Source organism: Novipirellula caenicola, from assembly GCF_039545035.1.
GTDB classification, from domain to species: Bacteria; Planctomycetota; Planctomycetia; order Pirellulales; family Pirellulaceae; genus Novipirellula; species Novipirellula caenicola.
Genome location: NZ_BAABRO010000014.1, coordinates 40,408 through 55,702, shown reverse-complemented (window position 1 = coordinate 55,702; position 15,295 = coordinate 40,408). Strand labels below are relative to the sequence as shown.

Genomic DNA, 15,295 nt, shown 5'->3' with positions numbered 1-15,295 from the left:
GCCTGTTTTGGGTATCTCACCGCCCGAGAGTCCCCCTAATTTGAAGTCGACCGGTTGATGTTGGCCGGTTGAATCGAAGCTCGCCGCGATCCCGAGTTCCCACCTCACTGGTTTCATCTTCCATGCGAATCCTGGATCTCGTCACCCCTCGCGAACTCTCACGTGTCGCGGCTCTGCAATTGTTGGCGCGGCAGATCGTCGAGGGGTTCTGCTCGGGACGACACCGCTCACCGCACAAAGGGTTCAGCGTCGAATTCAAAGAACATCGTCAATACGTCCCCGGTGACGAACTAAAAAACATCGACTGGAAGGCCTTTGGAAAGAGCGATCGGCTGTACATCCGCGAATACGAAGAAGAGACGAACCTGCGGTGCACATTGGTGGTCGACCGCAGCGGTTCGATGATGTATCGCGGCGAGCGATCGGGCGGACTAAGCAAGGACGAATATGCTCAGCGGTTGGGAGCGTCATTGGCCTATCTGATGCTGGCCCAACAAGACGCCGCGGGCGTGATCACCTTTGACGATCGACCACGAACGATGGTCCCCACTCGCGGTCGCCCATCACACCTGCGGCTTGTCATCGAAGCACTCAGCGGGCCGCCACCTGGGCTGGAAACGGATCTGGGCGGAGCGATCAGCATGTTAGTCCCCAAACTCGGCCGACGTGGGTTGGTTGTCATTCTGTCCGACGCGATGGGAGACCTTGATACGCTGAACCGATCGTTAGCACAAATTCGCTCGCGTAAACACGAAGTCATCTTCTTTCACATCCTGGATCCTGACGAAGTCGATTTTCCGTTCACCGGACGCGTTCAATTTCACGACCTCGAAGAACGTGCCGAAGATCAAACCGTCGACGCGGTCTCCATTCGCAAAGCCTACCTCGAGCGACTCGAAAAACACAACCTGCAACTGCGTGACATCTGCCGACGTCATCGAGTCGATTTGGTCAACATCCGCACCGACCAATCGTACGACGACGCGTTGCATCAATACGTTGCCCTGCGGAGGCAATTGTCATGATGTTTCTAAATGGGCTGCTCGCGTTTGGCGCCCTTGCCTTTACGATTCCGCTGGCCATCCACTTGCTGTACCGAAGCAAGTTCAAAACGATCCAGTGGGGAGCGATGCATCTGCTCGAACCGGTCGTCCGCATCAATCGGCGAAGGATCCAGTGGATGCATTTGTTGCTGTTGTTGTTGCGTTGCTTGCTTCCCGTACTGTTGGCGTTTTGTTTGTCACTGCCGCTGTTGACCGGTTGCCGAGCCTTGCCGGGTGATTCGCCACAAACCGTCGTGATGATCATCGACGATTCGCTCAGCATGGCGGCCCGCGACGATTCGGGAGTGTCCAACGTCGATCGCGTCAAAAACCAACTTGGCGATTACTTGGCCAAAATGTCCCGGCGAGACGAGATCATTTGGATGCCAGCCAGCCAAATTCAGTCCGTTGCGTCCACGGTCGGGCAAGCCACCATGGGGCGCGACGATGCACGCGACCGGCTCCGCAGACTGACCGCTTCGGCGGGCCCCTTCGATCTTGCCAAGCTGGTTCGCGCCGGCATCGCCGCAGCCGACAATGGATCACATCTCGAACGTCAAGTGTTGATCGTTTCCGATTTCCAGAGCTGCAACGTCAATGACGCGTCGCTCGAGGGGTTGAAGACACTGATGCAGGCATCGCCAAGCGATTTGGAACGCCCGGCGATCCATTTCTTGAATGTCGGAGGCATGTTGAACGACCAATCGAATCTGTCCGTCGATTCGATCGAGACGATGTCGCCTGCGTTGGTCCCCGATCGTCGCACGTCGTTTACGGCGCGAATCCGCAACGCCAGCGATAAAGCCGTCAACGATGCGCGAGTCATTTGGTCGATCGATGGCGTCAATGCCGAATCGGGCACGGTGTCGGTTGCGGCGCGGTCCACATCCACGATTAAACACACCGCCGCGTTTTCGACATCCGGTATCCACGAAACCGCCGTGACGGTCGAGCATCCCGACGCGCTGCTCGAAGACAACCGGCGAAGTGTCGCGGTCGAGGTGATTCGCGAGATCGATGTGTTGTTGGTCGACGGACAACCGGGAAAAGAACCTCTCGAAGGCGAGACCGACTTTCTGGCCATCGCACTAAGCCCGTTCGCCTTTGCCCAACAAGATCAAGTCGACGCGGTACGTGCCTCGGTGATTTCCGCATCCGAATTGTTAAAACGGATCAGCGAACAACCACCCAACATCTTGGTGTTGGCCAATGTCGCCTCGCTCAGTGACGAGCAACAAATTAAAATTGCCGACTTTGTTTACCACGGCGGCTCGTTGATTTTGTTCGATGGTGCGAACCTTACCGATGCTGCGTATACCAAATCGTGGACTCGCGGCGAGGGTCAGATGCCGCTTCCTGCTGAATTGGACGCAATTATCGGAAACACCGACAAGGACGGTGAAACACCGATTCGAATTGGCAACCTGAACTCGCAATACACCCCATGGTCGCGACTCGCCCCCGGCGACCAACGCCCCCTCTCGGGCGTGGACGTATTCGCCTATCGCAAATTAATTCCTCGCACGAAATCCAATAGCGACGACGAGGATGGCGAATCGGGGCGTTCGCCTGATTCCGACTCGATCGTGTTGGCTTCGATGTCGAACGGCGATCCGCTTGTCGTCTCGGCCCAGCGCGGCCGTGGACGTGTGGTCCAATTCGCGATTCCCGCGGACGATTCGTGGACGTCGCTTCCGCTGCGACGCGTCTACGTGCCGATGATGCAACAGTTGGCACTCGATTTGATCGGCAGCGGACGAGCGACCACCGTGACCACCGGTGAACCCATGATCGTAACGCTGGACGAATTCGAGCAAGAGGACGTCGAGACGGATGAGTCTGATTCAACCGATCCGAAAAATAGCCCCTTTCAATCCAAAGGCAAACAATCCAAGTCTCAACTTGCTGACAACTCGGATGCGGAACCGCCGATTTTCACGGTGCAGCCGCCACAATCCAGCGAAATCACGATTCCGCTGCCCACCGAATCGACGGCCGACGACGTGACTGAACTGGTTTGGACGCAAACACGCCAAGCGGGCGTTTATCGATTCCGCCAGATACGTCCACAAGCCGATGGTCAGCGAGTCGTGACGTCAACCGTCCGAGTCGCCGAGGTTCCCGCCGAGGAATCGCAGCTGCGTGACACGGAACCCGAACGGATTGCCGCCGCAGCCGAGATGATTGGGGCCACCGTGCACAGCGAACTTGATTCGATCGTCACCGCAGAACAAAACCGACGTTACGGCCGCGAGATATGGCGTTGGTTCTTGGTCGCACTCTTGTTGGCGATGATATTAGAGATGGTGGTGCAGCAACAAATTGTGCACAAAAACCACGGGAGCATCGCGTAATGGAGTTCATGCCGACGATTCGTTTTGCGGGTGAATTGCCATTCACCGTGGTGTTGGCGATAGCACTGTTGGCTGCGTTTGCCGTGATGTGGTATTACGCTCGCGAAACCCGCACGATGGCCAGTCCTTATTCGTACCTGCTGCCGGCACTACGAGCCGCCGCAGTCGCATTGGTAATCTTCATCCTGGCCGGCCCCGTTTGGCACCGTCGTCAAGAGATCGGCACGCTGGGAAAGGTCACGTTCGCCATCGACACATCGGCCAGTATGTCGATGACCGACAGCTCTGGTTCGGACACCTCGGAATCACGCATCCGGCGAGCCACGCGACTGTTGGTGGGGACGCCAGAGCATCTCGGACTGGTCGACCAGTTGAGCGAAACGCACGACATCGAAGTGATCGGCTTCGGTGCCGCGGCCCCCGTGCCGCTGTGGTCCAATCGTGACGAAGAAACGCTCGAAACATCATTACAATTGATCGCCGAGGACCGACGCACCAATTTGGCGTCAGCGGTGTCCGCTGCGATTGTCGAAGTCGACTCGGATGGTGTGCAATCAACGCTGGACTCCGTCGCCGAGGAGTCCGACCGTAACACGCCGCAAGCAAACGCCCAATCCTCGGACGAATCGGAATCGGAATCCAAACGCGTGCGTTCGGCAATCGTGATCATCAGCGAAGGTCGCCATAACCTTGGTCCTTCGCCCGTGGACGCCGCACGCCGTGTCGCAGCATCCGCCACCCAAGTGATGACGCTTGGCATGGGCTCCGAAGACGAGCCGGTTGACGTCGGGATCGCTCAGGTGATTCGTCCCGATTCCGTGGCCGCCGATGGCAGGCTTTCGGGAACGATCATCGTCAAGCAGTTTGGGATGACCGGCAAACCGCTGGGGTTGCGAATCGAGCATCAAAACCAAACCGTGTGGCAACACACCATCACACCAGACGTCGAGGGAGAGATCGAAGTCGACTATGACTTTGAGGTCAGTTCCTTGGTCGAGGCGACTCAGCAGGCGACCGTGCGCGGGGTCAGCCGCGATGCGGTCGCACTGGATTTGCGGGCGGTCGTCGACAGCGGCGTCAGCTCTGACTCGGTTGGACTCGATTCAGGTGCCCCCGGGAACTTGATGAGCGAGAACGACTCGATGCCATTTCGAGTGGCCGCCTCGGTACGAGATCGCCGCTTGTTAATTCTTGATGGCTCGAGCCGCTGGGAAACGCGTTACCTTCGCAATCTGTTCCAGCGTGATCCCGCTTGGCGAGTGGACACAGTGCTGTATGGCCCCGGGACCGATATGCCCAGTGTGACACGTGGCAGTCAATCGGGACAATTCCCAGCGGATGCCGAAGCGATCTCGCAATACGATGCAATCATCCTGGGTGAAATACCGCCCGAGCAATTCAAACATGCCGACGCGGCTCTGCTGCGTCATTTTGTCAGCCGTGGTGGCGGGCTAATTGTGGTGGATGGGCGTTACCAGCGAGTCCGCAAATTGGCAGAGACATTCTTGTCCGATCTGATTCCCGTGAACTACGCCGGGGGCGATGCGGTAATCGACGGCGCCAAGATTTTGCCGACGGTGACCGGTGGTGAACAGCCCATGATGCTGCTTCGCCAAAGCGAGAACTCCGACGTCACCCGCGTGGCCGACATGTGGTCACGGTTGCCGCCGCCGCAATATGTCAACCAGGTGCAGCCGCAAGCCGGTGCCGAAGTTTGGGCCAACACGGTCAGCCGCGACGGGAAACCCACCCCTTGGCTTGTCACTCGTCTATTCGGTGCAGGCCGTGTGTTCTATTTCTCGTCGGATCAATCGTGGCGTTGGCGTTACAAATTGGCAGACGAACTGCATGCTCGATTTTGGAACCAAGTGCTCAGCGCGGTGATGCAGCCGCCTTACTCGGCAAGCGATTCCTTTGTCTCGCTCGGGACGGATCGAGTCGAATACGCGGCTGGGGATTCGTCGCTGATTCGCGTGCGACTGCAAGGTCCCACGGGAAAACCCATCGGCGATGCCACTGTCGATGCTTTGTTGGTTACCGACGATCGCGTCGTTGCGACGGTCGCGTTGTCCATCGACGATCCATCGCGAGGAACCTACCAAGGCGAAACACAGCCGCTGGACCCCGGTGCGTATGAGGTGCGAATTCGTGCTAGCGGGTTTGATTCCACGGCACTTCAAGCAACGACGCCGATTTGGGTGGGGACCCCCAATCACGCCGAACTGCGTCGCGTGGGGCTTGATAAAAACGCCTTGATGCAAATTGCCCAGGCAGGCAAGGGCAGCTATTTCCATGAGTCATCGGCCGACCAATTGCTCGAACAACTCAAACCGTTGTCAAGTGGTTCAGTGATCGAGTCGGATGTTCTGATTTGGCAGTCGTTCTATTGGTTTTGGGTGGTCATCGCGTTGTTGACTGCCGAATGGTTGTTGCGCAAACGAGCAGGGTTGGTGTAAACGATGTCCGCAGCAGGCTCTTCATTCCTAAACCATTTAAAACTTGATCCCGCGACGGCGTCGGCGCTTCAGTCGTTTGCGCGTCGGCGTCGATGGTTAATCGGACTGCGATGTGCGGCAATCGCTATCTTGGCTTTTTTTGGGACGCTGTTTGTCGTTGCGATTGCGGATCATTTTTGGCTGCTGCCTGATTCGCTACGGATGACATTAAGTTTGGCGGCTTACGCAACGACCGCCGGAGTGCTTTGGTTCTTTGGACTGCGTCATCTACGTCACCAAGATCCACAAAAGCTTGCCCGTCAACTTGAATCGACCGCCCCACGCGTACGTGACGACCTGCTTTCAGCAGTGGAACTCGCTGATCCGCGGCTCGCCAACGGATCGGTTGAACTACAAAACCGGTTGCAAAACTCGGTGGGACGCCGGTTGCAAAAGGTTGACGTCACTGGGCTGCTGCCGATTGCGATGATTCGCAAATGGTTGATCGCAGGATCGGTGGTGCTGGCGATTTGCGTCCTGTTGGCGTTGATTCCGTCGCTGCAGTTTGGTCGCCGAATGGCAAGAGCCATGTTGCCGATGGCGTCCATCGAGCGTGCATCGGACATCAAAATTCAAATCATCCAGCCCACTCCGGCAACCCGCAATGTGGCCGAAGGGGATGCGGTCGCCGTGGTCGTCGAAGTCACTTGGCCACGTCCTTCGGAACGGTCGCCGTCGGCCGTAGCGAAACGGCAACAAATGATGGACGACGTGATCATTCAGTGGCGGGTCGACGGCGAGACATTCGAATCGACGATGTTATCACGTGCGCCGCTGCTAAACCCACATTCGGTAGATCCCACCCTCGCATCGGATAGCACGTCCACAAGCGACCCCGCCCCAAGTGCATTCGCAGCCAATCTTTCGATCAAAACGACGCCGGTTCAGTATCGCGTGCTCGCCGGAGACGCCGTGACACTTTGGCATACGTTGACACCCCTGCCCCGCCCGCGCGTCGTTTCGCTGGAAAAACGATACGAGTTTCCCAAGTACGCGAAACTTCCTGATTTAACGGAGACATCCGACCACGGTGATCTGACGGCCTTGGCCGGTACGACCGGGCACTTGACGATTCAATTTGACCAACCCGTTCGCGATGCGACGCTGCGTTATGGAACCCGGGGCGTGGTGTTACCTCTGAAACCACATGAGAACGATCCGACATCGTTCACGATCTCGCTACCCATCAAAACGCCTGGAAATTACCAGCTTGATGCCATCGGATTGGACTCGGATCTCGACAATCCGTTTAGTCCGCAGTACACGATCGTGCCCATCCCGGATACGCCACCTGTGGTCCGCTGGAGTGACGAGACAAAAACCAACATGTTGGCGTCACCGCTGGACGTGTTATCGCTCTCTGCGTCGATCGAAGACGATGTGCCGGTGGACGATGTTTTCCTCGAGTTTCAGGTCAACGCGTCGATTCCCGATCAATTTACGATCCCCATCGAATCGCCGCAAACGAAACTTGCTCCGACATGGAACTGGGATCTGATGCATCGCAACGACTCGCCGACCGATTCGACGACGTTGGTCAGCAGCGACATCATCCATATGCGGGTGGTTGCCGTCGACCGCAAAGGCCAACGTGGTGAATCGAGATTGATCGAGGTGTTGATTGTCGACGAAGGGTTCACGCAATCACGGCAAGATCACTTGGACCGTTTAAGCGAAGTCGTCAGCGAGACGATCGACTGGACAACCGATGCATATTCGCTGATCGATCAGTATCGGGAACACCTCAGCGATGACAACGCCAGTAAGTTGGACCAATCGAAGCTAAAAAATCTGCAAAACGACGCGTCGCTGTTGTCCGATGCCAGCGTGCCGTTGATCCAACGGATCATGACCGTCCTGCCTCACAGCGACGATCCAGTCCAATCCGCCGGACTTGAACAAATCGGTTTAGCAGTGGTCGATTTGCAATCCAAAATCAAAGGGTTAGTCAATCCAAGCGGCGACGAATCGGCGATCTTCGACGACAAACAGCAGTTCGATCGCAATGCGATCAAGCGTTTGGACAATCGATTGGCCAACACACGCAATGAAGTTTCACGAATCGAAGAATTTGCACGCTCGTTTCTTGCACATCACATGGACGTCGGCGTCCTGACCGACGCTGCTGCGTTGTTGCGTAGCGTCCAACCGATCGCTGACCCGCAGGCCAAGGTGCCGATTGAACTGTTCGAACGATACGTCAACGTCGCCATCGCTCGCATGAAAACAATCGATGCATTGATCGAAACTTATTCGGACCTTCTCACCGAATCTCATCGCAGTCATTTGCGACGATGGCACGAATTTTCGAGCACTTGGCAAATCCGACATCGCAACACCATCAATGACCCACCGGGGCGCGAGAACCTTCGCTCTTTGATGCAGCAATACGCCGACGAACTATCGTCGCATGTCACATCCAACTTGATCGACCAACAGCTCGAAGGCCGTTTAAAACATTTGCTCAGCGAGCTGAATTCACAGCGCCGCAAACCGCACGAGATCCTGCGTCAAGCAAACGATGATGGACGCGCCGCCAAGGCATTGCTGCAAAAACTTGAATCGATCGACGATGCCAACGAAGCCGCCACGACGAACCGTCAGTTGAAAGAGAAACAAGCCGCCTACGACGCGGCCATCTCGGATCTCATCGCACGACTCGAGCAAGAAGAATCGCTTCACCGGGCACGGCCGATCGTGGATCTAAGTTATGCTTCCGACACGAATCTGTTCTTACGCGCTGTCAAAAACGTTAGCGCCGAAGGATATCAAGACTATCACGAGGAACCGATTTCCGACGTCTACGAAAAGTTGTCCAAAGCATTTTCCGTGATCTTTGCAGCTCATCAAGTAACCACACTGCAGACCGAACTTGCGACGTTGCAATTGGCAGAAAACCGATTGGATCATTATGCCGACGCGAGATTGGAACATCCGATGTGGGTTGAACGCTTCATGCACGAAATGGAAAACGCGGTGCGTTCGCTACGTTCGGCCGGGGTTCCGTCGTCAGTCACCGATGCGATTGACCAATCTCGATACGGCGGTGCAATCCAACAAGCTGCCGAACAGATCCGTCCGCGTCGTTGGGAATCAAGCACCCTCGTCTCGGCATCCGCATTCTTACGAACCGCCGTGGCCAAACTCGACGCGGCGGTCCAGCCGCTGACGCCGCTGGTGGACGAAGCAAGGCAGGTGATTTTGAGTTACGTGCCCACGCTGGCGGAACAGGCTCGCCAAGCCGCAAAGAAAGCAGCCGAGGCGGAACAGCGCACCAAACAACGCGAGGACGCGTCATCGGAGACTGCAAAACAGCTTGACCAACAGCAACAAGCCGCCGAACAAGCCGCAACCGAAACGATGCAGCGGCTGGCCGACCGCGCGAACAACGTCGATTTGACCGATTCGGCTGAGCGTGAATTGGCTCGCGATGCCGACGCGGCGACGGCCCAAATCGCCGATGCGTTGAAACGCGCTCAGCAACAAATGGACGCCGCAACCACCACGTCTGCAGCAAAACCGCGTGAAGAGCGACTCGATGAAGCCGCCCAATCGCTCGAAGATTTAAAAGAAGCACTTGAGCAAACGGCGGAACACTTTGAGCGTGCGGATGCAGGCGAAGACGTTTCGGAGTCGCGAGATCAATTGCGAGAAGCGGAGCGTGAATTGCAGCAAGCCGCTGAACTGCAGCAACGTTTTGATCAAGCCGAAGCCTTGGCCAACGCCGCCAACCAATCCCCCGAAGCATTGATGCAGCAGCTCGAACGCGAATTGCAACGCAACGAATTGATGCAGGATGAATTGTCAGACATCGCCGCCAATGCGGCGGAAACGGCCGCGGCTTCGCTGAATCAAGCCGCCCAGGCGGAACGCGAAATCAACAAAAGCCTCGAGCGAAGCGATCCCGAAATTCAAGAACAAAAACAGCGAATGCGGCAACAGTTACAAGAGGTTGCAGAATCGATCAACACGGTTCGTGACGCGATGTTGCACCAAGCCGAACGCGCAGCCAACCTCGCACGCCAACCGCAGCTGAAAGACGACGTCGCCGAACTTCGTGACGACTTGCAGAAAGCGGCTCAAGCTGTGCAAAACAGCCGAAACGACGACGCGTTGATGTCCGAGATGAACCAAGCCGCAACGCAAGCCAAAGAAGCGATTGAATCGGCAAGCAAGGCGACCGAGCAGTTGAAGCAGCAAGCTGACGCCGCAGCGTCCGAGTCGGTCACCCCGCGCGAAAAAGAACGACAATCGCTGGAACAACAAGCCAGCCACTTGCAGCGAGAATCGCGGAACCGTCGTAGCCAGGATGCGGAAAACGAACGCAAACGATGGGACAATTTCGAAAGAGCCGCCGACAACCGGATCAGCCAAGCGAAGCGGGAAATTCAGAGCGCCGAACGGCAAAAAAGCGATTTGGAAAAGAAGCGGAAACAGAATTCCGACGAGACGTGGCGAGACCAAGAGATCGAGCGAGCTGAGGAACGCATTGCATTGGCCAAAGCGGCCGAAGCCGCGGCTCGTCAATCGAAACAGTTTGCTCAAGACAAGAAGAACGCTGCGGATAAAGCCCGCAAGGAAGCTCAGTCCGAAAGAACTGAATCGCTCGATAAAGCCAACCCCGCAGCACAGATGGCGGCGCAAATGGCAGCGAAAGCGAGTGCCGAGCTAGAGCAGGTCGAAAAGACACTGGATGAACTCGCCAAACAATCCGCGTCGACTCAGTCGCTACGTGCAGCACCCCCGGCGACCGAGCATGCGACCGCTAGTCAAGCGGCAATCACCGAGCAAACCGAAACCGCAGCGGAGTTTCTCGAACGGGCTGCGAGACATGAAGAACGTCTCGGAAAGGATCCGGTTGCCGAAAAATTGAGTGAAGCAGCCGAGTCAGTCCAACAAAATGCGGTGGCGAGTTCCAAGGCGGCCGAACAGTCACTTGCCGAGGCTCGCGCGGACCAATCCAAATCCGCGCAAGCGAACCAGCGGGTTGCCGAGGCAAGAGAGCAGATTCAAGCCGAAGCCGACCAATTGGCCAGCATGTTGGCCGAGGCGTTGCCGGAAGATCCCGCATCGCAAACCGCATCACCGGCCAGCTCATCACCGGCCAGCTCATCACCGGCCAGCTCATCGACGCCGCCATCGGCCTCGGAGTCTTCACCGTCCGCCCAGTCACCGTCAGCCCAGTCACCGTCGGCGCCGGCGCCCGCCGCCAATACGCCCGCTGGACGCGCCCGCCAACTTGCCCAAACGCTTGACGAATTGGACCAAGCGATGTCGGGTTCGACAGCCCAATCCGCCAGTGAATCGCAACCATCCAACGATCAACCTGGCGAGCAGGGTCAACCTGGTGAGCAAGGCCAATCCGGCGAGCAGGGGGAATCCGCTCAGGCCGCTGCACCAAGCCAGACCGGGCAACCGAACACGCCCGGGCAACAGGGCCAACCGGGGAAACCAGGGCAACCCCAAGGCCAAACCGCTGGCCAGGCTTCGCCGACGCTGGCGGCGGCAATGCAGCGACAGGCCCAGCAAATGGCGAAGCAACGTCAAGCCCAAGTCAACGCGGCGCAGCAGGGCAACCCGGCTGAGTCCCGTTCGCAATCGATGGCTCAATCGTCCAACAGCACGATGAGCACCTCGTCCTCCGACGGGATCGCCGACAGCGAGTCGATCGATGCCAAACAAGAAAACCGCAAGGGATCCCAGTGGGGCCAGCTTCGTGAACGAAGAACCGATGATGCCAAAGAGACCGAATCGAATTTGGGTGCCCCGGAATACCAGCAGCAAATCGAAGCTTATTTCCAAGCTGTTGCACGCCGAGCCGCCAAGCAGCAGTAACAGTGCCGCCGCCCCAATTGCGGCCGACCGACCTTAGGGTGCGGGGCAGTAGCGAGACAACCACTTTGGTTGCCGCGGACCCCACCGTTCACGAGTGAATCGAAACGATCCAATGAATTCCATCACAATCAATCGCCGAAGCGTTTTGCAAAAGTTCGTTGCCGCAGCCTGCTTGCCGCTCGCCACGGCCACCTTCGCCAAGCCGACGTTTGCGGATGACTCGCTACAAACGCTTTACGTTCCCGACGAAGTCGACCGTGCCGTCCGCAAGGCGGTCGAATACCTGGCGGGGACTCAGCGAGAAAGCGGTGCATTGGCTGATCGCAATCACCATGTCACAATGACATCGCTGGCGATCATGGCGATGGCGTCCATCGGAACTCAACCGGGAGACCAATCGGAATTGGGCCGAGTGATGCAGCGTGCCATCGATTTTGTTTTGACGCCCCGACATCAAGACGACAATGGGTACTTTGGCAAAAGCGATGGCTCGCGAATGTATGGCCACGGCATCATCACATTGATGCTGACCGAAGTGCTTGGAATGGGAGCGACGGTCGAGCAAAACGAACGAATTCATCAGGCGTTGGTGCCGGCGATCCAGTTGATTTTGGCCGCCCAAAAAGTACGCAAACCGGAATTGCATCAGGGCGGGTGGCGTTACGAACCCCGCAGCACCGATTCGGACCTGAGCGCGTCGGTTTGGCAATTGATGGCACTGCGTTCGGCCAAAAATGATGGCATGGAAGTCCCCGGTGAAGCCATCGATCAAGCGGTCCAGTACTTGAAAGCATCGTACACGTCGCCCCGAAAACCTCGCGGCAGCAACGTAGAGGTCAGCGGATTTAGCTATACCCCGGGGACGCACCAAGCCACATTTACCATGACCGCCGCCGGCTTATTGGCGATGCAGGTATGTGGACTCTATGATTCGCCGATGGTCGCGGGAGCCGCCGATTGGTTACTCGAAGATCCACCGCAACTGCATGAACGCTACTTCTATTACGGCATCTATTACTACTCGCAGGGCATGCATCAATTCGGAGGCAAACATGCTGAAACCGCCTCGAAATTGGTCTCCGACTTATTGCTAGGGGCTCAGCATCAAACCGGAGCCTGGCAACCCCAACGCGAAGAGCACAATTACGGTAGCGTCTACGCCACCTCGTTGGCGGTGCTCAGTTTGAGTGTGCGTTACCACTACCTGCCGATCTATCAGCGGTAACGTGATCGCGGCACGGGATTGTTTTGAATGAGCAAGCACGAAACACCACTGGATTGCCGCCGGATGCGGCAAGAAATCTGTATTGCATTCAAAAGCGGGTTCTGAGAACCTGTGCTTGGGGCGTGCAACGCAGCGTCCGACTAGCCCGATCTTTCTAGAGGATGGAGACTCTGACTGTGTATCGAAACATTTTCTTGGCTGCCGCGACATTTTTGGCCGTTGCTTCTGGTGTCAACGTCGATGCGGTGCACGCCGGCGATCCCACCACGGACGGAAAAAGTGTGCTCGAGCGATACACGCTGCGTTATTCGCTAGAAGCCGGCGAGAAGCTGCACTACGAAGTGACTCATGCGGCAAAAACCAAAACACGGATTCGTGGTGCCGAAGAAATTTCAACGGTTCACACCATCAGCCAACGTCACTGGGACGTTCTAGCCGTCGATCCCAATGGCGAAGTCACCATTGATCACGTCGTCGATTCGGTGGAAATGACTCAGCAACAAGGCGAACAAGAAGAAGTCCGCTGGGACAGCATGTCCAAGGAAGAGCCACCGGCGATCTTTGGCCGAGTGTCCGAACAGATTGGCAAAAAATTGACGACGTTGACGTTCGACCCGCGAGGCATCGAAGTCAAACGCGAAAACCACGGTGGCACCAAAGCATCGTTGGGAATGGGCACCTTGACGCTTCAATTGCCCGAGGAACCGCTTGCGATCGGCGACTCATGGTCGGTGCCACACGAGGTCAAAGCACGACTGGACAACGGCGAAGTCAAAGTCATCAAGATTCGAGAGCGATACACCCTGGATAAAGTCCAAACCGGCGTCGCCACACTTTCGTTACGCAGCGAACCGTTGACACCGATCACCGAAGAATCGGTGCGGGCCCAAGTCGTTCAGCAGCTTAGCAACGGCACGATCCGCTTTGACATTGATAACGGCCGCATGCTCAGCAAACAGCTGGATTGGGACGAAACCGTAGTCGGTTTTCAGGGCGCCAACAGCTTGATGGAATACCGCTCGCGAATGACCGAAAAACTGGTCGACGGCGTCGAGCGAACCGCGAAAAAGCCGTAATTACTCGGCTATGTGCACCGCTGCCCAATTGGTGCCTGCAAAGCATCTTAACTAAACGAGTTTGGCAATTTAAGCGTAGCGGAAGTCGTCAAGACTTTCGTTCCACCACCTATCGCTGCTCCGAAACTCTTGACGAGTTTCGCTACGAGATCCTTTCGCAGCGCTGGCCTGAACAGTAAATCAAACGTAGCGGAAGTCGTCAAGACTTTCGTTCCACCACCTGTCGCTGCTTCGAAACTCTTGACGAGTTTCGCTACGAGATCCTTTCGCAACGCCAGCCTGAACGGAAAATCAAACGTAGCGGAAGTCGTCAAGACTTTCGTTCTGCCACCTATCGCTGCTTCGAAACTCTTGACGAGTTTCGCTACGAGATCCTTTCGCAGCGCCCGCCTGAACGGCAAATCAAACGTAGCGGAAGTCGTCAAGACTTTCGTTCCACCACCTATCGCTGCTTCGAAACTCTTGACGAGTTTCGCTACGAGATCCTTTCGCAGCGCTGGCCTGAACGGTAAATCAAACGTAGCGGAAGTCGTCAAGACTTTCGTTCCGCCACCTATCGCTGCTTCGAAACTCTTGACGAGTTTCGCTACGAGATCCTTTCGCAGCGCCCGCCTGAACGGCAAATCAAACGTAGCGGAAGTCGTCAAGACTTTCGTTCCGCCACCTATCGCTGCTTCGAAACTCTTGACGAGTTTCGCTACGAGATCCTTTCGCAGCGCCAGCCTGAACGGCAAATCAAACGTAGCGGAAGTCGTCAAGAATTTCGTTCTGCCACCTATCGCTGCTTCGAAACTCTTGACGAGTTTCGCTACGAGATCCTTTCGCAACGCCAGCCTGAACGGCAAATCAAACGTAGCGGAAGTCGTCAAGACTTTCGTTCCACCATCTATCGCTGCTTCGAAACTCTTGGCGACTTTCGCTACGAGATCCTTTCGCAGCGTCAGCCTGAACGGCAATTCAAGCGTAGCGGAAGTCGTCAAGACTTTCGTTCTGCCACCTATCGCTGCTCCGAAACTCTTGACGAGTTTCGCTACGAGATCCTTTCGCAAACCCAGCCTGAACGGCAAATCAAGCGTAGCGGAAGTCGTCAAGACTTTCGTTCCACCATCTATCGCTGCTCCGAAACTCTTGGCGAGTTTCGCTACGAGATCCTTTCGCAGCGACCGCCTGAACGGTAAATCGAGCGTAGCGGAAGTCGTCAAGACTTTCGTTCCGCCACACCTATCGCTGCTCCGAAACTCTTGGCGAGTTTCGCTACGAGATCGTT

7 protein-coding genes are annotated in these 15,295 nt (G+C 56.5%); 6 read left to right on the top strand and 1 reads right to left on the bottom strand.

The window, feature by feature from the left end; all coding sequences use genetic code 11:
- Window positions 1–122: 122 nt before the first annotated feature.
- The 6 genes from ABEA92_RS22905 (at window position 123) to ABEA92_RS22880 (ending at window position 14,028) form a co-directional block, all read left to right on the top strand.
- A complete protein-coding gene (locus tag ABEA92_RS22905; RefSeq protein ID WP_345686578.1) occupies window positions 123–1,025 on the top strand; it encodes a DUF58 domain-containing protein in 903 nt (300 codons plus the stop codon).
- The gene (locus ABEA92_RS22900) at window positions 1,022–3,397 is read left to right on the top strand and encodes a BatA domain-containing protein (protein ID WP_345686576.1); all 2,376 of its coding nucleotides are present in this window, start codon (window positions 1,022–1,024) and stop codon (window positions 3,395–3,397) included. The genes ABEA92_RS22905 and ABEA92_RS22900 overlap by 4 nt, the downstream gene beginning before the upstream one ends.
- 8 nt (window positions 3,398–3,405) lie before the next feature.
- On the top strand, window positions 3,406–5,853 hold the full coding sequence (locus ABEA92_RS22895) for a glutamine amidotransferase (protein ID WP_345686574.1): 2,448 nt from the start codon (window positions 3,406–3,408) through the stop codon (window positions 5,851–5,853).
- A 3-nt stretch (window positions 5,854–5,856) separates the two neighbouring features.
- Window positions 5,857–11,727, top strand: a complete 5,871-nt coding sequence (locus ABEA92_RS22890; RefSeq protein ID WP_345686572.1) for a hypothetical protein — start codon at window positions 5,857–5,859, stop codon at window positions 11,725–11,727.
- A 112-nt stretch (window positions 11,728–11,839) separates the two neighbouring features.
- Window positions 11,840–12,952 carry a prenyltransferase/squalene oxidase repeat-containing protein gene (locus ABEA92_RS22885; RefSeq protein WP_345686570.1) on the top strand — a complete coding sequence of 371 codons (1,113 nt, stop codon included), beginning with the start codon at window positions 11,840–11,842 and terminating at the stop codon, window positions 12,950–12,952.
- A 176-nt stretch (window positions 12,953–13,128) separates the two neighbouring features.
- Window positions 13,129–14,028, top strand: a complete 900-nt coding sequence (locus ABEA92_RS22880) for a hypothetical protein (RefSeq protein ID WP_345686568.1) — start codon at window positions 13,129–13,131, stop codon at window positions 14,026–14,028.
- Between the two features lie 47 nt (window positions 14,029–14,075).
- Here ABEA92_RS22880 and ABEA92_RS22875 read toward each other — a convergent pair whose 3' ends face one another.
- A complete protein-coding gene (locus ABEA92_RS22875) occupies window positions 14,076–15,230 on the bottom strand; it encodes a hypothetical protein (RefSeq protein ID WP_345686566.1) in 1,155 nt (384 codons plus the stop codon).
- Window positions 15,231–15,295: the final 65 nt, after the last annotated feature.